This is a genomic window from Acinetobacter sp. GD03645 (genome assembly GCF_029845285.1).
In the GTDB taxonomy this organism is placed as follows: domain Bacteria; phylum Pseudomonadota; class Gammaproteobacteria; order Pseudomonadales; family Moraxellaceae; genus Acinetobacter; species Acinetobacter corruptisaponis.
This window is the reverse complement of record NZ_JAOCLL010000026.1, coordinates 14,393-38,862: the sequence shown is the minus strand read 5'-3', so window position 1 is coordinate 38,862 and position 24,470 is coordinate 14,393. Positions and strand designations below refer to the sequence as shown.

23 protein-coding genes and 1 pseudogene are annotated in these 24,470 nt (G+C 37.9%); 7 read left to right on the top strand and 17 right to left on the bottom strand.

The features are described 5' to 3' along the window. Positions 1–99: 99 nt before the first annotated feature. The 9 genes from N5J47_RS16650 to N5J47_RS16610 form a co-directional block, all read right to left on the bottom strand. Entirely contained in the window at positions 100–225 is a 126-nt protein-coding gene (locus tag N5J47_RS16650) for a YHYH domain-containing protein (RefSeq protein WP_016541229.1), read from the bottom strand. An 89-nt stretch (positions 226–314) separates the two neighbouring features. After that, positions 315–1,622 (bottom strand): MFS transporter, encoded by a 1,308-nt coding sequence (locus tag N5J47_RS16645; RefSeq protein WP_004885568.1) that lies wholly within the window; start codon positions 1,620–1,622, stop codon positions 315–317. An 80-nt stretch (positions 1,623–1,702) separates the two neighbouring features. Then, positions 1,703–2,341, bottom strand: coding sequence for a hypothetical protein (locus tag N5J47_RS16640; RefSeq protein WP_004828381.1), 639 nt, complete (start codon positions 2,339–2,341; stop codon positions 1,703–1,705). A gap of 11 nt (positions 2,342–2,352) precedes the next feature. Next, positions 2,353–3,066, bottom strand: a complete 714-nt coding sequence (locus tag N5J47_RS16635; protein ID WP_004885567.1) for a HupE/UreJ family protein — start codon at positions 3,064–3,066, stop codon at positions 2,353–2,355. 5 nt (positions 3,067–3,071) lie between these two features. Continuing rightward, complete coding sequence (locus N5J47_RS16630) at positions 3,072–3,443, bottom strand: hypothetical protein (protein WP_004885566.1); 372 nt, start codon at positions 3,441–3,443, stop codon at positions 3,072–3,074. 11 nt (positions 3,444–3,454) lie between these two features. Next, the gene (locus N5J47_RS16625; RefSeq protein WP_005085369.1) at positions 3,455–6,583 is read right to left on the bottom strand and encodes a CusA/CzcA family heavy metal efflux RND transporter; all 3,129 of its coding nucleotides are present in this window, start codon (positions 6,581–6,583) and stop codon (positions 3,455–3,457) included. Between the two features lie 14 nt (positions 6,584–6,597). Then, positions 6,598–8,073, bottom strand: coding sequence for an efflux RND transporter periplasmic adaptor subunit (locus N5J47_RS16620; protein ID WP_004885562.1), 1,476 nt, complete (start codon positions 8,071–8,073; stop codon positions 6,598–6,600). A gap of 10 nt (positions 8,074–8,083) precedes the next feature. Next, positions 8,084–9,283, bottom strand: a complete 1,200-nt coding sequence (locus N5J47_RS16615; RefSeq protein ID WP_004885559.1) for a TolC family protein — start codon at positions 9,281–9,283, stop codon at positions 8,084–8,086. A gap of 47 nt (positions 9,284–9,330) precedes the next feature. Next, a complete protein-coding gene (locus N5J47_RS16610) occupies positions 9,331–9,786 on the bottom strand; it encodes a hypothetical protein (protein WP_005085372.1) in 456 nt (151 codons plus the stop codon). A 96-nt stretch (positions 9,787–9,882) separates the two neighbouring features. On the opposite strand from N5J47_RS16610, the pseudogene N5J47_RS16605 reads away from it, so the two are divergent. Both N5J47_RS16605 and N5J47_RS16600 read left to right on the top strand, forming a co-directional pair. Further along, a pseudogene (locus N5J47_RS16605) lies at positions 9,883–10,161 on the top strand (integrase core domain-containing protein); the annotation flags it as partial. A gap of 14 nt (positions 10,162–10,175) precedes the next feature. Continuing rightward, positions 10,176–12,131, top strand: a complete 1,956-nt coding sequence (locus N5J47_RS16600) for an alkyl sulfatase dimerization domain-containing protein (RefSeq protein WP_000693745.1) — start codon at positions 10,176–10,178, stop codon at positions 12,129–12,131. Between the two features lie 561 nt (positions 12,132–12,692). On the opposite strand, the gene N5J47_RS16595 is transcribed toward N5J47_RS16600, so the two are convergent. The 5 genes from N5J47_RS16595 to N5J47_RS16575 all read right to left on the bottom strand — a co-directional run bounded on the left by N5J47_RS16595 (position 12,693) and on the right by N5J47_RS16575 (position 16,530). Further along, a complete protein-coding gene (locus N5J47_RS16595; protein ID WP_004885555.1) occupies positions 12,693–12,995 on the bottom strand; it encodes a hypothetical protein in 303 nt (100 codons plus the stop codon). 115 nt (positions 12,996–13,110) lie between these two features. Then, on the bottom strand, positions 13,111–13,494 hold the full coding sequence (locus N5J47_RS16590) for a hypothetical protein (protein WP_004885553.1): 384 nt from the start codon (positions 13,492–13,494) through the stop codon (positions 13,111–13,113). 28 nt (positions 13,495–13,522) lie between these two features. Next, positions 13,523–14,284, bottom strand: coding sequence for a hypothetical protein (locus N5J47_RS16585; protein WP_005085375.1), 762 nt, complete (start codon positions 14,282–14,284; stop codon positions 13,523–13,525). Between the two features lie 23 nt (positions 14,285–14,307). After that, a complete protein-coding gene (locus N5J47_RS16580; protein ID WP_017399407.1) occupies positions 14,308–15,894 on the bottom strand; it encodes a CAP domain-containing protein in 1,587 nt (528 codons plus the stop codon). A 27-nt stretch (positions 15,895–15,921) separates the two neighbouring features. Beyond that, positions 15,922–16,530, bottom strand: coding sequence for a hypothetical protein (locus N5J47_RS16575; RefSeq protein ID WP_017399408.1), 609 nt, complete (start codon positions 16,528–16,530; stop codon positions 15,922–15,924). A gap of 856 nt (positions 16,531–17,386) precedes the next feature. Here N5J47_RS16575 and N5J47_RS16570 point away from each other — a divergent pair. The 3 genes from N5J47_RS16570 (at position 17,387) to N5J47_RS16560 (ending at position 19,425) form a co-directional block, all read left to right on the top strand. Beyond that, complete coding sequence (locus tag N5J47_RS16570; protein ID WP_017399410.1) at positions 17,387–17,740, top strand: hypothetical protein; 354 nt, start codon at positions 17,387–17,389, stop codon at positions 17,738–17,740. A 502-nt stretch (positions 17,741–18,242) separates the two neighbouring features. Beyond that, positions 18,243–18,590, top strand: coding sequence for a hypothetical protein (locus N5J47_RS16565; protein WP_017399411.1), 348 nt, complete (start codon positions 18,243–18,245; stop codon positions 18,588–18,590). Beyond that, positions 18,574–19,425, top strand: a complete 852-nt coding sequence (locus tag N5J47_RS16560; RefSeq protein WP_017399412.1) for a hypothetical protein — start codon at positions 18,574–18,576, stop codon at positions 19,423–19,425. The genes N5J47_RS16565 and N5J47_RS16560 overlap by 17 nt, the downstream gene beginning before the upstream one ends. Before the next feature lie 153 nt (positions 19,426–19,578). On the opposite strand, the gene N5J47_RS16555 is transcribed toward N5J47_RS16560, so the two are convergent. Continuing rightward, a complete protein-coding gene (locus tag N5J47_RS16555; protein WP_017399413.1) occupies positions 19,579–20,526 on the bottom strand; it encodes a MobA/MobL family protein in 948 nt (315 codons plus the stop codon). A gap of 490 nt (positions 20,527–21,016) precedes the next feature. Between N5J47_RS16555 and N5J47_RS16550 the strand changes: the two genes are divergently transcribed. Both N5J47_RS16550 and N5J47_RS16545 read left to right on the top strand, forming a co-directional pair. Next, a complete protein-coding gene (locus tag N5J47_RS16550; RefSeq protein WP_017399414.1) occupies positions 21,017–21,709 on the top strand; it encodes a hypothetical protein in 693 nt (230 codons plus the stop codon). A gap of 228 nt (positions 21,710–21,937) precedes the next feature. Then, on the top strand, positions 21,938–22,153 hold the full coding sequence (locus tag N5J47_RS16545; RefSeq protein ID WP_005803938.1) for a hypothetical protein: 216 nt from the start codon (positions 21,938–21,940) through the stop codon (positions 22,151–22,153). A 263-nt stretch (positions 22,154–22,416) separates the two neighbouring features. Here N5J47_RS16545 and groL read toward each other — a convergent pair whose 3' ends face one another. Continuing rightward, a complete protein-coding gene (gene groL, locus N5J47_RS16540; protein ID WP_279961050.1) occupies positions 22,417–24,051 on the bottom strand; it encodes a chaperonin GroEL in 1,635 nt (544 codons plus the stop codon). Between the two features lie 59 nt (positions 24,052–24,110). Then, positions 24,111–24,401, bottom strand: a complete 291-nt coding sequence (locus tag N5J47_RS16535; RefSeq protein WP_000065579.1) for a co-chaperone GroES — start codon at positions 24,399–24,401, stop codon at positions 24,111–24,113. Positions 24,402–24,470 lie beyond the last annotated feature (69 nt).

Genomic DNA, 24,470 nt, shown 5'->3' with positions numbered 1-24,470 from the left:
TGTATCTATCCATAGTACTATTATAAATTAATCAGTTGCCTTTGTTAATTCTCAACAAACCCTAATAAAAAAGGAAGCTAAGCTTCCTTTTTTGTACCATTAGTGGCAGTGACGATCCCCTGTCTTGCTATTCGTATGGCAGCCTGAAGAATCCGTACCACCTGAATGAGCAAAAGCATTTGTTACCGCAAGCCCCATTAAACATACAAAGATTAGTTTTTTCATGTTGTTCACCTTTTTTATTGAACGATAAAACAAGTTTGAAATTGTACAACAAATAAACGGGTTACTTCTAAGCCATTAGTCGAAAAGAATTATTTAGGCCACTTTTGATGATAGTCATCAATCACATACTCATGCACATGTACACCATTGACTTGGTGCTGAACCACATGATCGTGGTCTGCGGGTAAATCATCATGGCTATGTGCTAGAAAATCTTCATCTTTAGTTGTCCATAAACGTAATGCAAGAATGAGAGCAATAATCGCAATAACAGCCATCGGAATAAAAGTCTGTAATGTGCCTATATTGGTACTTAACCATCCAACTAATGGATAAGTAATTAACCAACAAGCATGAGAGAAAGCAAATTGGGCAGCAAACAATGACGTTCTATTCTCACTCGATGCAGACTTGCGAATTAAACGGCCTGTAGGTGTTTGTGAAACAGAATATCCAATACCAAGTACAAACCAGAGTGCAAGCAAACCATTATAGGATGTAATGAAATAACCACTTAACAGCCCGATTACAAGAATTGTTGTACCAGTCAACATAACTGATCGATCAGGAAATTTATCCAATATCTTTGGCAAAACAAAAGCCGATAACATTGATCCAAGACCAAATAAACCAAATGCCCATGTCGTTGCATTTTCAGTAAGTTTAAATGTCGATTGAACCAGTACAACAGTATTTACAATCACAACCGCACTCGCCGATGCAATTGCTAGATTTAAAGCAAGCAAAGCCTTAAGTCTTGGCGTATTAAAATAAATTTTAGCTCCCTGCTTTATACGACTATAAACACCTCTAAATTCAGGTACTTTGGCAACTGGTAATTTTGCACTTACTACAAACAAAGCAGAACCGATAAAACCCAATACTGTTCCTAAAAACAGATTATGGTAGCTCATGACAGTGAGTAAGAAACCTGCCAGCATTGGACTGATAATATTTTCCAAATCATAGGCTAAGCGAGACAATGACAAAGCATTGGTATAGTCTTTTTCTTCAGGAAGAACATCTGGAATCATTGCCTGAAATGTTGGTGTAAATGCAGCAGAAGCAGATTGCAAAATAAAAATGAGAATATAAATTTGCCAAATTTGCGTCACAAACGGTAGACACAATGCTGTTAATGCTCGAATAACATCTAGTCCAACCAATACTTGTTTTCTTGGTAATCTCTCAGCAAATGCAGATGCTATAGGTGCTACACCGATATAAGCAATCATCTTAATTGCCAATGCAATACCGAGAACTTGGGCTGCGTCTCCCTTTGCAATATCGTATGCCTGTAAAGCTAGGGCGATTGTGATTAACCCCGTTCCGATTAGCGCTATTACTTGGGCCAAAAACAAATGCCGATATGTTGTGTTTTTTAGTACTTCTAGCATCTTATGGATTCCTTTTAGAACCTGACTTCTTTAGCAATTGAATCTCCTTGGAATATTATTCCAAGGAGATTGATCAAAACTTAAAAGACTTTCTTCATTTCACTAAACTGCCCTTCTACAAGTAGAGTTACAGTCACTGGATTTTCAGTACGGTTACGCCAGAACCAACCATGTTTGCCATCAAAAGCTGCCTTTAAGACGCCCTGCTGAGTTGTCTCATTCTTTCCTTTACCATAGCCATGATAGAACCCTTTAGGAGCATTCACTGGATCACCATGAGTATCATAGTTAAGACCGCCTCCTACTGCTTTCCAATCAAAGTTGACACTTGCACTTTGTGGCATTGTCAGTTTCACTTCGGTTGCTTGGCCCGGTTTAAGCTCAATACTAATGCTCTCTTTATTAATAGCAGGCATAATCATTTGAGCATTATCAGCTGCCGTTTGAGTCGAAGTTTCCACTGATATTTGTTCAACACTATTCACTGCCTGTGCAGCATTGATACCATTTTCTGACTCTTCAGCTAGTGATTGTTTGATTTCTCCCATTTTCGTTAAACCAAGCACTTTACCCATACCTGTCGGATCAATTGCATACTCCGCAGGCATGACACAGGTAACTAGCACAACAACAGCACTTACGGCAGCAATTGCTGTTGATTTAATTAACTTTTTTGATGAAGGTAATTCGATATCTTTTGGAATTTCAGCGTTATACATAATTTAGATCCTTATTGAGTAATGAAGCCAGTAAGTTGATAGCCAACAAGTAAAAAACCGAGAAACATGAGGAAGACATTGCTTTGATAAGCTGTTTTAAAGAAATAAGGTGTCTTTCTCCAAAACGTCATTAATAACAAGATGATGCACAGAGCCATAAACTGACCTAATTCAACCCCAATATTGAATGAGATTAAATTTGCCAACAGTCCATCACTCGGAACTTCATATTCCTGAATTTTTACTGCGAGTCCAAAACCATGAATCAGACCAAAAATTAAAGTCGCGATTTTCGTGTTTGGTTGAAAACCAAACCAACGTTGATAAGCCCCCAAGTTATCAAGAGCCTTATAAACAATTGAAAAACCAATGATTGCATCGATGATGTAGGCGTTTATCGAGATGTTGTAATAAACACCTACCAGCATCGTAATCGAATGCCCAAGTGCAAATAGGCTGACGTATAAGCCGATATCTTTCATTCGATATAAAAAGAAGATAATGCCAACAAGAAATAATAGATGGTCATATCCAGTGACCATATGCTTCGCACCCAAATAGATGAATGGAATTACTTGAACGCCATAAATTTCTTGAATATAGCCCTTATCACCTTCTGCTACTCCATGAGCAAAAAGTGTAGGACTTACCAATGTAATGAATAAAGCAAGTAATAGCTTTATGTAAGCACTTAATTTCACAATGTGTGAAGCAATAATTTGCATGTATATCAAACTCCAAAATTTAAAATGAATTGAAAATCCATTAACTTTTTGGGCGGTTTAAAAATACGACTCACCATCAGATAAACATATTCTTTTGACCAATCTAGAATCGATATCCCCTTTAAGAGATGGGCTAAAGCGGTCGATTTAAGTGCGTCATAGCCAACAAAATGTTCATAGTAATTATCTTGGTGACTATGTGAATGTTGTTGACTTATCTCATGATGGTGAGAGTGAATTGCATCAATTGAAACGTGTCTCTGAAATTCATTTACAGTTACATGCTCATTAAAGTGCAAACATAAAGCGAGACTGATCATGCAGACTAGCCACATCATCACAAATTTGCTTTGTTTATCTCGCAATATATTTGTCATTAAAGATGCCCCTAAACAACCTGTTCAGCAGCATCGTTTGATTTTCTTGACCTACCTTGGTTAAACCACACATATAAGGTTGGCAAAATAATCAAAGTCAGTAAGGTTGATGAAATAATCCCACCAATAACGACAGTTGCAATTGGGCGCTGAACTTCAGAGCCAATGCCTACGTTTAAGGCCATCGGAATAAAACCTAATGAAGCGACCAAAGCTGTAATCAACACGGGACGGAGTCTTTCCATTGCACCATGTTTCACTGCATCAATGACACTTTCACCTTGAACTCTAAGTCGCTGAATGGCTGAAACAAGAACCAAACCATTCAGCACAGCAACACCCGATAAGGCAATGAAACCCACAGCCGCAGAAATGGAGAATGGGATATCACGTAGTGCTAAAGCAATCACACCACCTGTTAGTGCAAATGGCACACCTGTGAATACCAAGATACTGTTTCTAACATTACCTAAAGCCATATAGATCATGGCAAAGATCAGAATTAAAGCAATCGGTACTACAACCATAAGACGATTTGAAGCAGATTCCATTTGCTCAAACGTACCGCCCCAAGTCAGCCAATAACCATCTGGTAATTTAAAATCAGCAGTCAGCTTAGATTGTGCTTCTGAAATGTAACTACCAATATCAGTTCCACGAACATTTGCTGTAATGACGATACGACGTTTACCATTTTCGCGAGAAATCTGGTTTGGTCCTTGAACATTTTTTAACTCGATCAATTCTGATAAAAGAACACTCGAACCATCAGCTAAACTCACAGGAATCTGATAAAGCTTCTCTAGGTCTGTTACCGAGTTTTGGTCCATGCGTACCACAATGTCGAACTTTCGATCTCCTTCAAACACCTTACCTGCTGTCTCGCCTGTAATTAGACTAGAAACCTGTTTTTGCACATCCTCTGCATCAAGCCCATAGTTGGCAATCATGTCTTTTTTCAGCTCAACAGAAACCATGGGTAAACCAGACATCTGTTCGACTTTAAGATCAGCAGTACCATTGACTCCCTCTAAAATCTTAGCGGCAGCGTTTGCTGATTCAAGTAACTGTTCCAAATCATCACCATAAATTTTTACGGCAACATCGGTTCTGACACCTGAAATAAGTTCGTTAAAACGCATTTGAATCGGCTGTGTAAACTCATAATTGTTTCCATATACGCCTTTAGATACGCGTTCAATTTCAGCAACAACCGCAGACTTTTCCTTATCAGGATTAGGCCACTGACTACGAGGTTTCAGCATGACAAAGTTATCTGCAACGTTAGGTGGAACAGGATCAGTCGCAATTTCAGCAGTCCCTACTTTGGCAAAAATAGTCTGAACTTCTGGAATTTTCTTAATCTCTTTTTCTAACGTGTATTGCATTTCAATTGCTTGAGTCAACGACGTGCCAGGGATACGCAAAGCATGTAGTGCCACATCTCCCTCATCCAAGGAAGGTATAAACTCTGAACCTAAACGAGTCGAAAGACTTGCACTAAAAACAAAGAAAATAGAGACAAAAGCAATTAGCAAATATCTGTGATTTAAAGACCAATCTAAAATTGGGTTATAAAACCTTTTGATACCATGAACGATTTTTGACTCTTCTTCTTTAATTTCACCGGTAGTGACCAATGCCACCATTGCAGGGACAAACGTAATTGAAAGTATCATTGCTGCCACTAAAGCCATAACCACTGTTGCAGCCATTGGTGTAAACATCTTTCCTTCAACACCAGTCAAAGTCATTACAGGTAGATACACCAAGATAATGATCAATTGACCATAGAGAATCGCTTTGCGGGATTCTTTAGTCGCCTCAAACACAGTCGTAAAGCGTTCTTGCCTTGTTAAAACTCGCCCAAGCTCTTTTTGTTTAATTGCCAACTTTGCTAAGGAAGCCTCAACAATTACAACAGCACCATCTACAATAATCCCGAAATCTAGTGCCCCAAGACTCATAAGGTTTGCACTAATTTTTTGGTTCACCATACCTGTGATTGTCATCAGCATGGATAATGGAATAACTAGAGCTGTAATCAGCGCAGTACGGAAATGACCAAGAAATACAAACAGAACAACGATTACTAGAATCGCACCTTCTAAAAGATTCTTTTTCACCGTCTGTATCGTTGCATCAACCAAAGTTGTACGGTTATAGACCGCTTTTGCTTCTACACCTTCTGGTAATGATTTTTGAACTTGCTGTAGTTTTTGATCAACAGCATGAGCAACATTTCGTGAGTTCTCACCGATAAGCATGAATGCTGTACCCAGTACAATTTCTTGCCCATCTTTAGTTGCGGCACCTGTACGTAATTCGTGACCAATAGATATTTTGGCAACATCTTTCAATCTGAGGATATAACCATTGCTCGTCGTAATCGGGATATTCTGGATTTGCTCAATTGAGTTAATTTGAGAATCAGAACGAATCAAATACTGTTCACCATTTTTCTCAATATACCCCGAGCCTTTATTCATGCTGTTCTTAGAGATAGCCTCTAAAATCGCCTTCTGATCCAGCCCTATGCTACGTAAATAAGCATAATCAGGTTGAACTACAAATTGTTTGAGATAACCACCAATGGTATTGATTTCATTAACACCCTCTACATTTCGAAGCTGAGGTTTAATCACCCAGTCTTGTAAGGTGCGTAATTCCGTTGGTGAAAGTGGATTAGGATTGTTCTTGGCATTTTCAACGGTATACATGAAGATTTCGCCAAGTCCTGTAGAAACAGGCCCCATAGAAGTTGCAATTCCAACGGGAAGATTTGGTGTCACCCCTTGTAGCTTCTCATTCACTAATTGTCGGGCAAAATAAATATCCGTCCCTTCTTTGAAAATTGCCGTCACTTGTGACAGGCCATACCGAGAGACTGATCGGGTATAGTCTAAATTTGGAATACCAGCCAAAGCCGTTTCAATAGGATAAGTCACCTGAGACTCCATCTCCATTGGAGAGAGTCCTTGAGCTTCACTATTAATCTGAACTTGTACATTCGTAATATCGGGAACAGCATCAATTGGTAGCTTAAAATAGTTATAAGCCCCCAATGCACCGACAAATAGGAATACGATGAGTACAAGCCAACGATTCTTAATCGAGAGTTTAACAATCTGATCAAACATATTCGCTACTCCCCTTAATGGTCATGAGTAGCGCCAGATTTACCTAGCTCTGCTTTTAAAAGATATGAATTTCCTGCGGCATAAACCTGTCCTATTCGTAATCCAGATTTAACTTCCACATACCCATTGTATTTATCGCCAAGCTCCAGAGGTCGAGCTTCAAAATCGTTACCAACACGAATGAATACCACGTCCCAATCACGGAAATTCTGTAACGCATCTTCACGTACAACCATTGGCTTTTGACTTTGATTTTCAAAAATTTGAGCCGTGATTAACTGTCCAGAACGCCACTTAAACTGATTTGGTATCTCAATAAATACCTTCGCTGTACGTGTTTTAGTATCGATGACATCACTAATATATTTGATCTTGCCCAATGCCTCTTCTGTGCCTGTCGGACTTTGAGGTTTAACTTTGACTCTGTTTGTAGGGTTTATAGCATTAAGCTTGTCAGCAGGAACATTTACTACCGCCAAGAGTTGCGAAGTATTTGCGATTTTAAAAATAGGGGTTGAAGAGCTTACATTAGATCCAACAGCACCAAGGATTTCTAATATTGTTCCTGACATTGCTGCACGAACTTCAACTGTTCCATTACCTGAACCGCCATAAGAGCTTATTAAGTTATTCAACTCATTTGCACGAGTTTGAGCAGCATCAAAATCTCTCTTTGCAGAAATATAATCAATCTCAGGTGATACACGCTTTTGCCATAATGCTCGTTCTTGTTCCATTTTTTGTCGAGCAAACTGTAGAGTATCCAAAGCAACTTTACGATCCGCATTCAAACGAATTAAATCTTGGCTTTGGACAACAGCAAGTAAGTCTCCTTGACTTACTTTATCCCCAATATTACGGTAGGTTTTTATCAGTGTTCCACTGGCTTTTGGTGCAACAAGGCTTTCAAAATTATCAGGAAACTTCAACTCACCTTTCAGTTCCAAAGCATTTTCAAACATCATTGGTTCAACTTTTAAGAGCTCTAAACCACTGCTCTTAATACTACTGTCTAACATGGTGACACGACCTTCTTTCGTATCCCACTTCCAAGTATGTTTTTTCCCTTGATAATCGACATTTACAACCATTAAAAACGAATGTGGCTCATAGACAATTTCATTTCCAATCAAGTAATCACTCTCTGGTTTAAATTGAATATTTTGCTCAGCATCTAAACGCTTAATGTATATATTCGCTTTTAAGTCTTCAGGTTTAAGCGGCTTGTCATTCAAATACCCATAAACACGGAGGTGTGGTTCCACTCCTTCTTCAAATATCTTAACCTCAGCAGAGAAATCTCCATCTCGATACAACCGACCACCGTGAGGTCCTTTCTCATCTCCAGCTACAGCTACTTTTTCTTCGGCGACCTCACCATGTCCACTCACTTGTGTCTTATTACCGGTTTTATACCAAGCAATAGCACATAAGACGATAAGTAAGGCAACGACACCAGTTGCAATCAATGTATTGGTTTGTTTATTCATATTCTTGCCCTTATTCTTGATCTAAATGAGTAATGTAGTTGCGCTCGACTTCTGCAATTTCTGTCTGCAAAGCCAACCACAAATCGAATCGAGCAAGATGTTTGTCTAGCCAAATTTGCTTGATGTTATTGAACTCAAGTAAAGAGTTTTTCCCTGCTTGGTAACCCATCTCTGCAATTCGCAGGCTTTCATTTGTTGCGGGCAAAACGGTTTGATCATATTGCTTAATCGCATCAATTAAATTGGAAACCTCAATAGATTTGTTTTCCAATTCAATTTTAGAGTTACGACTCAAAAGCATAGACTGTGTTTCTGCTTTCGTATGCTCTGCTTGAGCAATCGCAATATTGCCCTTATTTCGATTAAAGATATTGAGGGGTATTGACGTTGAAACTTGGAAGACTTTGTCATTGGTTTCTTGGTAGTTCCTAACCCCGACTCCCAAAGTAATATCTGGTATTGCTTCTTTGCGGGCCAGTTCAAACTGAGTCTTTTTCAGCTTCGAACTCAGCGTTGCTTCTTGCTCAGACAAACTTATTTTGTTTGTGAAATTAAAGCTTAACGGAACCTCCAATGCATTACTTGGCAGGTTGGAAGTGAACTTAGAACACAGATTTTTCTGGAACTGAATCTTCTTCACTTCATTTTGATGGCGCAATTTCGACTCAGATGAAAGTGCTATGCTTAGCTGAGCATCGGAAGGAATTACTCGCCCGTACTTAAGCCGTTCGGAAAGAACGTTAGCTTGTCTGGCATTCAATTTACTCTCAGAAGAATAAATTTCAGCACGCTGAGTAGCTACATACCAATTCGCCATACAGATTCTTAAATCTGCTTTGAGTTCAGCCTGACGCTTTGCTATTTCGAACTGATTACGATCACCTTGAAAACTCGCAATCTGTTTTCTCAAGGAAAGTTTATTACTAAGAGGAATCTCTTGTGACAGTCCCAATAAGGTTGTTGGGCCATCCAAATCCTTCAGTTTAGAATTACCGAGATTATCCAACTCCACATTGAAAGTCGGATTATTTAATCTACCAGCAAACTTTTGATTAATTTCATAAGCTTGCTCGGACTGCTTTAAGCTATTGAGTACAGCATCACTTGCGATTACCTGCTTTTGTAGTTCAGCATAATTCGTTTCTGCGAATACATTTGCTGCTGTTGCTACAAATCCACAGGTAAGAAATATCTGATATTTTTTAGACATGACTTTACCTATACAAAAAAATTAAAATTAATTTTTGTATAGAAAAATCAATTATGTAGGACGATTAAGTTTTTAGAGTAGGTATAAGAATTACTAAATACTAGAGGGGATCGCCGCTTTAAAAAGGCTCGATAAATAGGCTTTTCAAAAAGCTGGAAAAAGAATAAAACTAGTGGAAGTGCGAAACTCAGAATAAAGACTGGATCTATGCTTAGATCACTATCAGAAGAAATTGGTTTTACTGAATGATGATAAATTGGCTCATCAATGTTCTTCCAGCTATGTGCTTCAGCGTCATGATCAGTAGAGTTTTTAAGAGAATCACTATAATGCTGCAAAGACCAATGACTTGATGCATCATCCTCAACGACAATACTTAACTCATGTTGGTGTTCAATATTCTCAAGTAAGACAGGCGCCCACGCATGAACTCCGGTAATTGTTATCGTAAACAAAAACAGGATAAATGCGAGTATAAGCTTAGACAACCTACTTGAACGCATAGCGATGGAAATACTACTGATTTGCTAACAAAATACTAAAAAGTTTTATTAAAGTAAATCTCTCTCCTCAACATTTGAGAATGAATATGTTCGAAACTATTGAAATCAAATGACATCCAAATCAGCATGGATGGTAAAGGTCGATGGGTTGATAATGTGATGGTTGAACGATTATGGCGGAGCGTTAAATATGAAGAGGTGTATCTCAAAGCCTACAGCAATGTTTTGGATGCGAAGAAGCAATTAAACGCATATTTTGAATTTTATAATTTGAAACGACCTCATTCGAGTCTGGACAAAATGACTCCAGATGAGTTTTACTATGACCAGCTACCACAACAAATTGTTCAAACATGTGGGACCACCTCTATTTAAAAAAAGGAAAGAAGATGAAAATTAAGTTTTTAACAGTTTCATTGATGCTTATTCTGCCATTTTCTGTTTTTGCAGCAAATACTGTAGTAGAAAAAGCGGTCATTGAATCAAATAATACATATAAGGCGAAGTATAACTTAGAGGATATGACTGAGTTTAATCAGGCTCAAAAGGGCTTTATTGCCAAGCCAACAGGTCAAATTAAAAGTGAGAAAGGCAATGTTATCTGGGATTTTGATGCATTTAGTTTTTTACAAGATCAAGCACCAAATACCGTTAATCCCACTCTATGGCGACAAGCAAAATTAAACAACAATGTTGGGCTATTTAAAGTAACAGATCGAGTTTGGCAAATTCGTGGTTTTGATTTGGCAAATATGACCATCATTCAGGGTGATACTGGCTGGATTATTGTGGATACATTAACCTCTAAAGAAACGGCTGAAGCAGCACTTAAATTTGCTAGACAGCATTTAGGTGAGCAAAAAATTTCAGCCATTATCTTTACCCATAGCCATATCGATCATTTTGGTGGTGCATTAGGCGTTCTTTCTAGCGAAGAAATTAACGCTAGAAAAACTCCAATTATTGCGCCAAAAGGCTTTATGGAAGAAGCGACCAGTGAAAATGTGATGGCAGGTTCAGCCATGATACGTCGTGCGACTTATATGTATGGAACTTTTCTACCTAAAAATGCGGAAGGATTGGTGGATACAGGTTTAGGTAAGGCTGTTGCTGTGGGAAAAATGGGCATCCTTGAGCCTACACAACTGATCACTCAACCAGAACAGAAAATGACGGTTGATGGCTTGGATTTTGTGTTTTATAACGTGCCGGGTTCAGAAGCACCAGCAGAATTAACGTTCTCTATCCCATCATTGAAACTTTATAACGGCGCAGAAATTCTATCTCATACCATGCATAATCTTTATACCCTTCGGGGTGCTAAAGTCCGTGATGCCTTAAAATGGGTGGGCTATCTAGACCAAGCAATGCAGCATGCCAAAGCATCCGATGTATTGATTGCACAGCATCATTGGCCTGTCTGGGGCAATGACAATATTCAAGATTTTATTAAAACCCAGCGAGATGTTTATAAGTTCACGCATGATCAGACGGTGAGATATATGAACTCTGGTTTTAATGGCGCTGAAATTGCCGAAAAAATTAAGCTTCCAGCGGCACTTGATCAAAAACTATATGCTCATGGCTATTATGGAACCCTAAAACATAATGTAAAAGCAGTATACCAATATTATATGGGATGGTTCGATGCCCATCCTTCCAATTTAGATCCATTACCCCCTAAAGCTGTTGCAAAAAAATATATTGAGTTAGCAGGTGGGGAGAACAATGCATTGAAAAATGCGCGGGATGCCTACGCTCAAGCTGACTATAGATGGGCTGCCGAGATTTTAAAACATATTGTGTTGAATAACCCTCAAAACCAACAAGCAAAAGACTTATTGGCGAATACTTATCGTCAATTGGGCTATGCTGCTGAGGCTTCAACTTGGCGTAATTTCTTTTTGGTGGGCGCTCAAGAGCTACAAAATAATGTACCCCTACAAAATACTTCTGATCCGAGTGATTTATTGATTCATACACCAACTGAAAGATTTCTTGAAGCTATGGCGACAAATTTAGATGTGGAAAATTTAAAAAATGAAAACCAGTGTATCAATCTGGTTTTGTCGGATACCAAAGAGCATTTTTCATTATGGGTTGAAAACTCAGTCATGCAGTTTAAGCGTTATGATGAAAGTAAAGATTTGGCATTGGATTGCCCTACATTAACCTTAACCAAGCCCTTATATCTAAAAATGATTACAGGTCAAATAGAAGGGGTAAAAGTCCTGCTTTCTAAAGACAGTAAAGTCAAAGGTAATCCACTGAAAATTGGAAAATTCTTTGCAATGTTTAAACGTCCAGATTCAATTTTCCCGATTGTGACTCGACCAAATGGCTAAGCTCAAATAAGTAAAGTCGAAACTTAAATTAATAGATCCAAAGAAATGGGTGAAATTATCAACTTGGTTCTCCCAATCTTATAACAGGAATACAAGAAATTATTTCTTGTATTCCTCTTTAAAATTAAAAGTAAGCTATATGTATTTTAACTCTATTGATACTTTATTAAATGGTTTTTGAATTTTTATACTTTATTTTCGATGGAGATATTTTTATTAGTAGCTTGTTTAAAAAAGATTTGTTTATTTTTCTATTAATTGCTTCTAAATAATAACTTCAATATTTTTGTGGTTAAAAGGCAAGGGGGTATTATGATGTGTTTTTTATTGAAAATAAGCTTTATATATTACCAATATCAGCAAAAGGAGTATGAATAAGCTCAAATCCGATCTATCTAATACTTACCCATTTTTTAGGGCAGCTATTAAGCTAAATTTGAGCTAAGTTTTCTACAGTCGTCAAATCATCCGCTACTGCTAGATAAGTATGTAATTATTAAATTCGGCATTAAGCAAAAAATAAGGGAAAAACTATTCCTTTATTTTTAGATAAAATAAATTTTAGGCAACATCCTCTTTAAAGTACTGATGCTTTCTTTTGGAATTATGCTTCCAGCTTTTAGCTACCTTGTAGACTGAAGATGGAAGATCATCCCATTCTTCTGGCAAACCAGAACCTCGTGCAACACGAAGTTTTAAAGGATAATCCTTATATTCGATCAAATGAAAAAAATAGAAACTACGTTCTGGATATGTACTGAACTTTTTAAAATAAGCATTCCTCATATGGGGATATCGTTTTCGGATACCATCATTAGGATCGATTTTTACAGGGCGCTGGTACTGAAATTTCAGCTTTTGCATATTACCTCCTAGTTTAAATTATCTAGAAGGGATCCTCTGCGTAGTAATTCATGTTTTAAAAACCTCTGGTCAATTATCGCTTTAGCTTTATATATTTAGCCTACCTTAGATCAAGCTATTTAAAATAATAGCCTAGCGTATCGTCTTTTGAATCTCCCCACCCCGTCCATATCTGGGTCAATTTTACATAATGCTGATTAACGCTTTGAACTTTATATAAATAGCTACGTGGTGGAGAAATATTATTCGTTCGTACTTTCTCAATTAGAATAAAGGTCTTGTCATCTAGCCATTTTACTCGAAGTGGTAAAGGATCTTGGCATTGCCCCATTTCGGCATACATTGCTGCGTCCTTACCATTTTTGGCAAAAGATAATCCCGCACATTCGGTATCTGGCAAATCTAAGACCAGACGCTTTCCTACTAGGCTTTCTTTTGCACCAGCACAAGCTAGTGTTGAAAGACTTAAACATAATCCTGCGAATATTAATTTTTTCATTTGATTTGACTCTTTATTTATTTGGAAGTTAAAACACATTGTCAATAAAGCCACACTGTAAAATGTGTTGTGAAGAATTGACTGGGTTGTCATAAAGACTGATAAAAGCAATCATATCATTCAGATAAGAAGTGTCACGTTTATAGGGCTGGCTATAAATATAAATCTGTTTGGGTGTATAGATCTTTTGATTTTGGAAGACTTCGCCATTAAAGACCTTTAAATGTGGATATTGCTGAAAGACTTTTTGGGTTTTACTTCTATTTTGATCATCATGCATAGAAGCTTTATCCCACTGCTGTTTAAAGCTTTTGAATTGCTGCCCTGTATGGCGACTGAATTTAATATTTAATCCGCTCTCAATTTTTTGTTTAGTTGTGGCGATGTCATCTCGACGATAGATCGATGTACTTGCTCCTGCAACACTGACATGCATTGAGGTCTCAATGCGTTGAATCGGATTGCTTTTGTTTCTAGGACGATAGACGGTTGTTTCAGGGCAGTCCTGACAGAAATTTTCATCGTCTGAATCATCGATAATGGTCGTCTCTTGCTTGCTATATTGCTTTTGAAATTGTTTCTGAAGTTTGGCGATCGCTGGTGTTGGTATATCTGCCCTGTCACCCAACGCCAGTTGGTTATTAAAAGATTGTTCATTTTCAGTCCAATCCAGACAGGATAAGCCTTGCTCCAGTGTTAAAGATGAGGCAGAAATAGGTTGAGCCGTCGCGGTGTGTATCATGAGCAGCGAGATACTCGTGACAAGAAATTCTTTAATCATACATCTCATTTTGTTGTTGTCCTTATTTTCGCTTACCGATCATTCACGTTAAACCAGTAGGAATATTCTTTAGGCTGACCATTCACCAAGACATTGCTGAGTTTGACATCGTAGATCACGTTCAATTTCAAATCGTCAAAGTTAAACTGGATATGGTTGGGAACTCCGATATTTTCATAACGGATATTACTGATCTTCTGTTTAGCACCACTACTTCGTTCAGTGACAACAACGTTAGCTTTGGCGTAGTCCACATTGCGATTGGCAAAGAAATTCTTTTGATCGGTTAAAACTGAAATCGAGAGAATTGAACCCGCCATATAATATTTGGCTGGATAGTTGTGGTAGGGATAGGCAATCACACCGAGTGGTGCAGTGGTTGGATTGTCGAAGGGATAAACCACTTTGTAGGACGTACCGACCACATAAGGGAATCGGGTATCTTTAAATGATGGCGCATTAACTGAACCATACGCCGATTTTTGTAAGAAAGGATTCAGCATCCAGAGGCGATGCCCCACATCTCCTGCAAACAGATTTAATTTGTCATGCACCATATTTGTAATGCTTTCGGCAGGTGAATAGTCATATTTATTCTGTCTTACCCCCATTTCCAAACTACTGGTTTTTGCACCCACTGCACCAATATCTGAATAGCAGTTTGTGTTTGATTCTGGGTAATGGGTCAAGATGTTGTTTGCAGCAAGAATCAGCGCCGTCTGCATCATCTCATCTTCATGGGCATAGTCGTATGTAATACTTGGCAGCCCATGCAAGGCACGAACCGTATTGATTTCATTTAAAAATTCATTTCTAAACTTTGCACTGAGCTTACCCGCATAACAGTTATTAATATTGGGGGCATCACTCATAGATGAAGCCTTAAACACATCAAAGCTGATGGTTTTACTCTCTGCTACCAGTGTTTTGGTATCACCCTCTTGGGTGAGTTTAAGAGTACATACACCCGCCCCAATCCCCTTGAGTTCGCCCTGACTATACGTACAGGTTGATGAAGAAAGGCTGCTAATCGTGACGGGAAGTTTGGCACTGGATTCAGTATCCAGTGAATACACACTATCCGTCAGGATGTATTTGATTTTGAGTGGGGTAATGGTTTGCTCGACCTTAGTTACACAAACATTATTTTCTAGATATTGATCGGCAGCACAAGTCACATTGACGGTCATGCGGCTATTGAGTGGTAGAACTTTTGTTGTACCAGCCTGTGTCAGTGCCAGAGTACACTGTCCAACCTTTAGGGCTTTAAGTTCACTATCATTTACACTACAGATGTTGGGGGTATTACTGCTAAAAGTCACTGCCAGACCTTGATCTGTTTGCAGCGATAATGGATAGCTTTGACCTTGGATCAGGTTACTCAATGAGAATGCCTGAATATTCTGCGGCGCCTTATTTCTACATGTCCCCTCTTCTAGATATTGAGTTTCAGCACAAGTTACAGGCTTAGGATTGGTACTGCCATTATTAGGATTTTCCGTTCCACCACCATTGGATGAACTGGACTCTCCTCCCGAACCACCGCCTCCACAACCGACCATGACTGTACTGATTGCCATCATCAGCACAGATGGCATAAAGGTTTTTGAAATCATCATGATTGACTGCCTTATATTTATATATTGTTATTGATAATGATCAGCCGAAAGGAGTTGACGGATTTCACTGGCCATTTTTGGGCTACGCCAAGGAAACAGCACTTTAAGGCTGTAATTTGGTTTAAATTGATCCCGTGTTCCAATATTGACTTGGAACTCACGTTTCATCGGTGTCCGATGGACTTGTTGGTTAACATGAGTTCCCATCATTGGGTTACTGATCACCGTGGTTGTCGTTCTAAAGCGATCTTCAACCAGATTGTAATGACCCACAGAGGTAATGTAGTCGAAAGGATATTTCACTAGACGTTGATCAGGCTGATCAAACAGGATGATGGTTTTGTCCTGAGAGTTAATCCAGACACCACGGTTTTGATAATTAAAAGTTTCACCCTGACGTTTCAGTTGTTCGGTCATTCCGTCAAAATAGGTATTTCCATATTGATAGAGGTAGTAAATGATCACAAACCAGAACAGGTCAAAGCCAAAGAAAATGTAACCGAAAGCACCAAAAGAGAAGATTTTGGCAACGATGAGAAAGATCACGATGGGTAAGACCACACATTTTATAAAGAGCTTAGATTTTTGTGGACGGTGTTCAATGGGTATGATTTTGGGTTTGCTTAATTCAGTCATGGTTGTTTCCCGCATGTTCAATGCAATGCACAATCACCAGCAGATATAAAAAGGTTTATTTTTTATAGGCGTGACTTAGCCATCCACCGTTGGATTGTTCTTGTAAAAATATTGTTTGAATACAGACGAATAATAAAAAATTAGCCGTATCGCCCTCGTTGCAAAGCACAACAAGGTTGAACATGGGGTGAGTCGCAAATTAGAAAAGATTGGTACAGCATAAGAAGCTCCTTTGTTTAGAAAAGAAGTCCTACCGATTACTGCTAAATAATGGTGGCAGAACGAAAGAGGGTTAGCAGACTGGTAAACAAAGAAACCAGCACGTACAAAGACGTCCCCCTTCCGCCCTACCATAGAGAAAAGAGGGACGAGTGGGTACAGCAGAATACAAAGTCAAACTTTGTACTCTTTCTTTGTTTACGAAGGGTCTGCTAAAACCCGCTGGCAATGTAGGCCAGCGAGCCCATATTAATTTTATCCTGCGCTTTAGTCAATTTTACAAAGCACTAAAATCTATACAATTAGATTCGCCAAATGTAATGCAATAAGTCTTTGATTTTTCCCATAAGGTCAAATTACTCCGATCGATCGGCTCATTTTGCTTTGATGGATGAGGCTAAAATGGACTGTTGTTCTCTATTAAAATAAAACAATAAAATAAAGAATTAAATCAGGCGCGGCTCAGCTTTTACATTCGACGCATTGAGATGAATGAATACCTAATGAGCTGTTAATGAGAAGATTGAGATTTGCTCAGGATGATTTAAAGCGATCAAACTGAAGCTCACGCACCTTCAGAAATAGCCTATTAAATGGGATAGAATAAATAATCAGCAAAGCTCAGCGGGTCGATTAAATGAACTCAGCCAGTACAGCAACGTTTTTAGCAGAAGCCGTCTTGAAAACCGCGAATTTACTTGGTCTTAGTAATACTCAACTGGCTGCTGTGATGGGTCTCGATCTCATGTCGATGAACCAAAACGAATTCTCAGCTGTATTAGAACCCGCATCTGCACAAGGTGAAACTGGATTATTACTGATTCGCCTTTATCAAAGCTTATCTACGTTAACGGGCGGTGATTCTGAATGGATTGATTATTTTATGAATGCATTCAATACCGCAACTGATGGTGTCCCCATTCAGCAAATTCAGATCATAAAAGGCTTAGAGAAAGTCTTAACAGTAGTTGAAGCCCTAAACAATCACTAATTTATTTAACTCATTCTTTTAGCGAATCAACCTCGATTTGATGGATTAGAAATTCTGATCATCATTTTCATCACTTCTTTTAACAACACAGCAAACATTAAAGTTTGTGCTCAATACGCCACTATAAACATTGTTCATACCCAATTTCCCAGCCGTCAGAAATTTAAAATATCTCCAGCAGAATCAACCAATTAATTAATGTTAAGATATGTAAAAAGATCCAATTACATCGTTGACAGCTCAAGCGATACCCAGTTAAGCTAATTGTACACAGCAAAATCTGTGTTCAGGCGTAGGAAACCTGATATTATCTAGGTGCAAATAAATGTCGCACTTGCGGCTATTTTTTTGTCTACTGTTTAGCAGTCGTTATGGCAGTTTGACAGGACAACCGTAAGGTTGGCTGAGCCTAGATTCAGTATTTCCTACTCCTGTTAAGCTGCCACCATCATCGTAGGAAAATGATGGCGGTAAGTAATTAAACTTATCTAGGATTACTGCTATGAACGCAATTCTTCATGGTGCAAACACTTGCACACCTAAAAAACAAGCCTCGCAACTGATTGTTGAACTTGGCAAAACTATTTCAAATCCTCAGCGTCAAACACTCGCTAATCTTTATATTGCGGTGGATACAGCCAATTCATTACTCAACGAGCTTGAACAAGCCCATCAAATTATTCGTCAATGCATGCATGAAATGACTGATGAGCAAATTCTTGAAGTTGCAAAGCTCAATCAGAATAACAACCTCTCCTCTCTATGGGCATTTCGTACACATCAACGTCACAAGATGATTGAACGTGCACAACGTGTGCTACGTGGGGCGAATCATGTCCAAGACCAATAAAAATAATCACCTCCTAATTTCTGGAGACTATCCTCTGATTGCTTCGCCAACGCTTGCCAAAGCGTTTGGCGTGGCTGCCGCCAATTTTTTACAGAAGCTGCATTACTTTCTAGAAAATAACGAAGGAAAAACCTTTAATGGAAAAAAGTATTGGTTCCATAGTTATGAACAATGGCAAAGCACGCTTGGCGTGTACAGCATCTCAACAATCAAACGAATTGTTGCAAAGTTAAAGCGAGCTGGGATTCTTGTGATTGAAAAGTTAGCACAAAATAAATGGCTGCAAACCAATTTCTATACGATTAACTATAAGAAACTCAAACAATTCATCAAAGTCGACAGTCAACAAGATCATCAGGCTAAACTGAAATCACCCATTTCTGCTCCAGTCGCTGCACCCAGCTTGCAGAAGCCAGCACCAGCACATACTATTCAACCGAGTGCACTAATTAATTCGATTCAACAGGCATTTCAAAATATCAAGGTTAGATCAAATACATTTGAACCAACATTAAAAGTGGCAAAAGAATCCCGTATACGCTCCGACTTTGTCACGCGTGAATCTTATTCAGTAGAAGGATTAAGCCAACCACTCCACCCTGCGGCATCCAAGGAAATATTAAAAAATATGGATATGGACTACCGCTGCTTTTATCAAGCACTGCGGCAACAACGGGTAGATATTGATTATGATGATCAGCGTATTCAACAACTGTTAAAGTATCAGAAGCGAATTCTTCAACACATTGTATATATCAAACAAAATTTTTCAGGACATGAGCGTTATCAATGGCACACGCTTGAACAATTGCAGATGGAAAACTATTTTAAGTAATAGGTCAAATTGCGCTAATACCAATTCAGTTGATCCGTCCACAGAAAGTATATAGACAGATCAACTGATTTAATTAAAGGTTGAAGAAGGAATAATACATTCCATCGAGCTTGCTTGTGAGCCGTCATCATCTTTGGTTCATTAATGAGGATATTAGAAGTCAAAATCAAATTTTTTAGATTGATCAAGTTGTGGCTTATTCTGGTTTTCCTGTTCACGTTTTTTAGCCAACGCTAGCTCATACTCTTTTTTATAAAGTTCATACAGATTATTTTGACGAATTTCCCGAATGTTCTTTCTATATTCTGCTACCTTGTTTTGATCTTCAGGATCAGTGCTATAGAGTAATGACCTTGGAATTTGTGGGACTGTTTTTAAATTGGTTCCATGTTTTTTATTATAATCTTCATTAGATAAGCACGATACTGCACTGCTCACTTCGATTTCCATACCATGAATTTCTATAATTTTTGTGGGTGCATATTTTTCTAAAAATTCATTTATTATTTTTTCAGTTTGTGTTCGGTAGTGAAATAATATATTACGACCAAATCCAAGCACATCCGCAGTAATTTTTAATGCACCCCCTTTTTCAGGATTTTTTTGACGATATTGCTTAAAGAACTGCTGTGGGGAACGTTGAATATTATCCAACATACTTTTTTCTGAAAATAATAAATGTAAATGTGGCTGTTCTGACTGTCCATCGAGCGCGGCCACATGATTATGAATTGCGATTGTTGATGGCATTTTATATTGACCACAAAACTCATGCATTAATCTTTCAGACAACTCTATACGGCGATTTTTATCCAGTTCTTTTGGCAAAGCGATTGTAATATGTGATGAGGTTCGTCTAGTCTCACTTGTATATTGATCAGCTGCATACCAAAACTTTTCAGGATTATTTTCAGACCAAATCGGCATATTATAAGACGCACAATATTCAAGTTCTTCAATCTCACTTTTATGCTTTGAAAAATATAAAGTACGCGTAATATAGTGATATGCACTTTTTGAGAGTCTATACTTTGAATCACCATCACTCAATTTTATTTGACTATCACCTTTAACGTTGTGACTTAAATGAAAATAATACATTTTTACTTCCGATATTAATTTAACTGGAATATCGGATCCTACAAAATTTTAAAAATTCATGATTCGTTTCGTGAAGAAAAATGAAAAAAAATATTTTTCAATTAAAACGCATGAGCAATACCACTCCCATAATTTCAATTTACATAATAAAAACAATAACTTAGATATGTGTTTTATTTGTATGTAGAAACAGTAAATCTAAAACATGAGTAACGCATAAATTATATAATAATCAATTGCTTAAAACTAAAAGTGCTGCGCAGCACGAGGAGAAGTGTCTTTTAAAGCGAGCGAAGCGAAATTTAAAAGACACGGAAACGAGATATAAAAAATCTTTTTTGCATTCGCAAAAAAGATTTTTTATCTGTCCCACCATTAACAGCCAAAAAAACTAACAGAAGAGTAGTTTTTTTTGAAAAACCCAACATATGACGATTTTTTTTAAGATTCTGTGATATACCAACATTTTCTTAAATGCAGATGGTTTAAAATGGCTAGAGCTAGATTAACAGTAGATGAAATTATTTTAAGTGTTGAAAAACACTTAAAACAGATAGCAAGACGCACTCATTCAGATGAGTTAATACTACAATTGATTCGATCAAAAACTGCAAATCAATTTACAGAAGAAGACATTAAAAATTTGAGGAATAAATATCACAAAATTTTGGAATTAAACAGATTAGCAGAATTAATGGACTCCATCTGCACAATCGCAAAGGGTGATCGTTCTGATATTGAAAATGATATCGTTTTTTTTAGTGGATATGAAGACCCTTTCTCTCAGACTGATGAAAGATTAAAAATAGCCTTAAGGATGCTAAAAAACTACAATCGAAGAGTTCCTGATTCAATAAAACAAAAAGCACATGATGAAATCAAAAATTCATTTCATAGTTCTTACAGACAAGAAAAACAAAAGATAAAAGATCGAAAGCAAGAGAATCATGAGAAATTTTTTCTTGGAAGTGTGCTTATATCATTTTTTAAATCACAAAATATTGAAATGAATTATCTTGAGAATACACTTAAAATGATAGAGCTTTATCAAACTAAAGATTATTTTAGAAAAGAGCTGTTTTTAGAATCAGAAATCAAAGAATTTAAATTTTCAGAGCAAGGTAGAAACTTTAACGACAAGAAAAACGCGATTTTATCTGATGCTAAAAATCCTTTTAAATAGAAATATAGATTAAAAGATAAAGCAGTATACGTTTATCTCATTTATTTTAAATGAGATAAGCAGTCAACGTTGTTATTACCTAAAACTAACAAAAGATTATTTACTGACATAATAAAAAAATAAGTCTTTTTTTTGATTTTTTAAACATATCTCATCTTTTTTTTAATTAATTTGATAGCCTTTATTTCAAGAGATTTCCTCTTAAAACTATATTGTAGGAGATAATTAATGGGTATATCTATAGACCTTACTAATACAGAGCGACGTGTATCAACTGCGGAATTTGCATTAAGAATGAATATATCTGAAAAAGAGCTGTATGATCGAATTAAAACTGGTCGCGTGAAAAGACCAATTAAAGATGGACGTAAAAACTATTGGCTTAATAGCTATGTCCTTACCTGTATTCTAAATGAGGAAAACTCCATTCTTACGTTAGAATGAAATAGATATTGCTCTAAGTCAAATGCGCCTGATTTTTCTCAGGCGCTTTTTTCAATATTCTCATTCATCCAATAGTTAAACTCTCTTCTAATATGATGACTTCTTTTTTAAGAGATGTATTAATTGTATAAAATTAAAAAGGTCACAAAAATTTTGTGACCTTTTTTGTAACAAACTCATATGTGAGTAACACTATGAGTAAGCTAAATTCTGATATAATAAATTATTTTAAATTACAACAATTTAATATATCAGTGAGCAGTTTACATCATTCCGCCCATACCACCCATTCCGCCCATATCTGGAGCAGCTGGTTTATCTTCTGGGATATCAGTAATCATTGCCTCAGTCGTCAACATCAAGCCAGCAACAGAAGCTGCATGTTCAAGTGCTGAACGGGTTACTTTAGCAGGGTCAAGAATACCCATTTCCAGCATATCGCCATATTCGCCAGTTGCGGCGTTATAACCGAAGTTACCCTCACCCGCTTTAACAGCGTTGATTACAACAGATGGCTCATCACCCGCATTGGCAACGATCTGACGAAGTGGCGCTTCAATCGCACGGCGTAAAATGTTGATACCTGCTGTTTGGTCTTCATTCGCGCCTTTTAGGCCATCTAATGCATTAACCGCACGTACCAGCGCAACACCACCACCAGCAACTACACCTTCCTCAACTGCGGCACGCGTTGCATGAAGTGCATCGTCAACACGATCTTTCTTCTCTTTCATTTCAACTTCAGTTGCAGCACCAATTTTGATGACTGCCACACCGCCTGCTAATTTAGCAACGCGTTCCTGAAGTTTTTCTTTGTCGTATTCAGAAGTTGACTCTTCAATTTGAGCACGGATCTGTTGCACACGCTCAGCGATCTGGTCTGCATTGCCAGCACCATCAACAATCACAGTGTTTTCTTTAGATACGGTGATTTTGTGCGCAGTACCTAAATCTTGAAGAGAAGCTTGTTCCAAGGACATACCCACTTCTTCAGAAATCACGGTTGCGCCAGTCAAGATTGCGATGTCTTGAAGCATTGCTTTACGACGGTCACCAAAACCAGGTGCTTTAACCGCACATACTTTGATAATACCGCGCATGTTGTTTACAACTAAGGTTGCAAGCGCTTCACCTTCAACATCTTCTGCAATGATGAGAAGTGGTTTACCTGTTTTAGCAACCGCTTCCAATACAGTGATCAATTCACGGATATTGCCGATTTTTTTATCCACAAGAAGAATGAATGGGTTTTCAAGTTCAGCAGTTAGGGTATCTTGCTTGTTTGCAAAGTATGGAGAGATATAACCACGGTCGAATTGCATGCCTTCAACAACGTCTAAAGCGTCCTCGAAGCCAGAACCTTCTTCTACAGTGATCACACCCTCTTTACCTACTTTTTCCATTGCTTGCGCGATCAATTTACCAACAGTAGTGTCAGAGTTTGCAGAGATTGAGCCAACTTGTTCAATTGCCTTGAAGTCATCAGCAGGTTTAGCGTTGGTACGGATATTTTCAACCACAGTTCTCACTGCGATGTCGATACCACGTTTCAAGTCCATTGGGTTCATACCAGCAGTTACTGACTTGATCCCTTCATTTAAAATCGCTTGAGCAAGTACAGTTGCAGTTGTTGTACCGTCACCTGCAATGTCATTGGTTTTAGAAGAAACTTCACGAACAAGTTGAGCACCCATGTTTTCAAACTTGTCTTTTAATGAAATTTCTTTCGCAACAGTAACACCGTCTTTAGTGATGTGCGGTGCACCGAAAGAACGGTCAATGACAACGTTACGGCCTTTAGGACCTAAAGTTACTTTTACCGCATCTGCAAGAACGTTTACGCCTGCAATCATTTTTGAGCGAGCTGAATCACCAAATTTTACGTCTTTAGCTGACATATTAAACTCCGAATCTTTTTAAATACTTAATCTGATAATAAATGTGAGTTATGTGTCGATTAGCCTTCAAGCACAGCCAAGATATCCGACTCTTTCATAATCAAGAGTTCTTCACCGTTTACTTTTACAGTTGTTCCCGCATAAGTACCAAACAATACTTTGTCTCCAACTTTAACATCCAAAGCACGCACACCATTGTCAGTGATCTGACCATTGCCCACTGCAATCACTTCACCCTGAGATGGTTTTTCAGCAGCAGAACCTGGAAGTAAAATACCGCCAGCAGTTTTGGTTTCTTCTTCTACACGACGAATCACAACACGATCATGTAATGGACGAATGTTGCTCATAATTAACTCCATCAGACTTAGTCTTTTTTGATAAATTGTTATGACAAGACAAAAGCGCCATAACAAAAT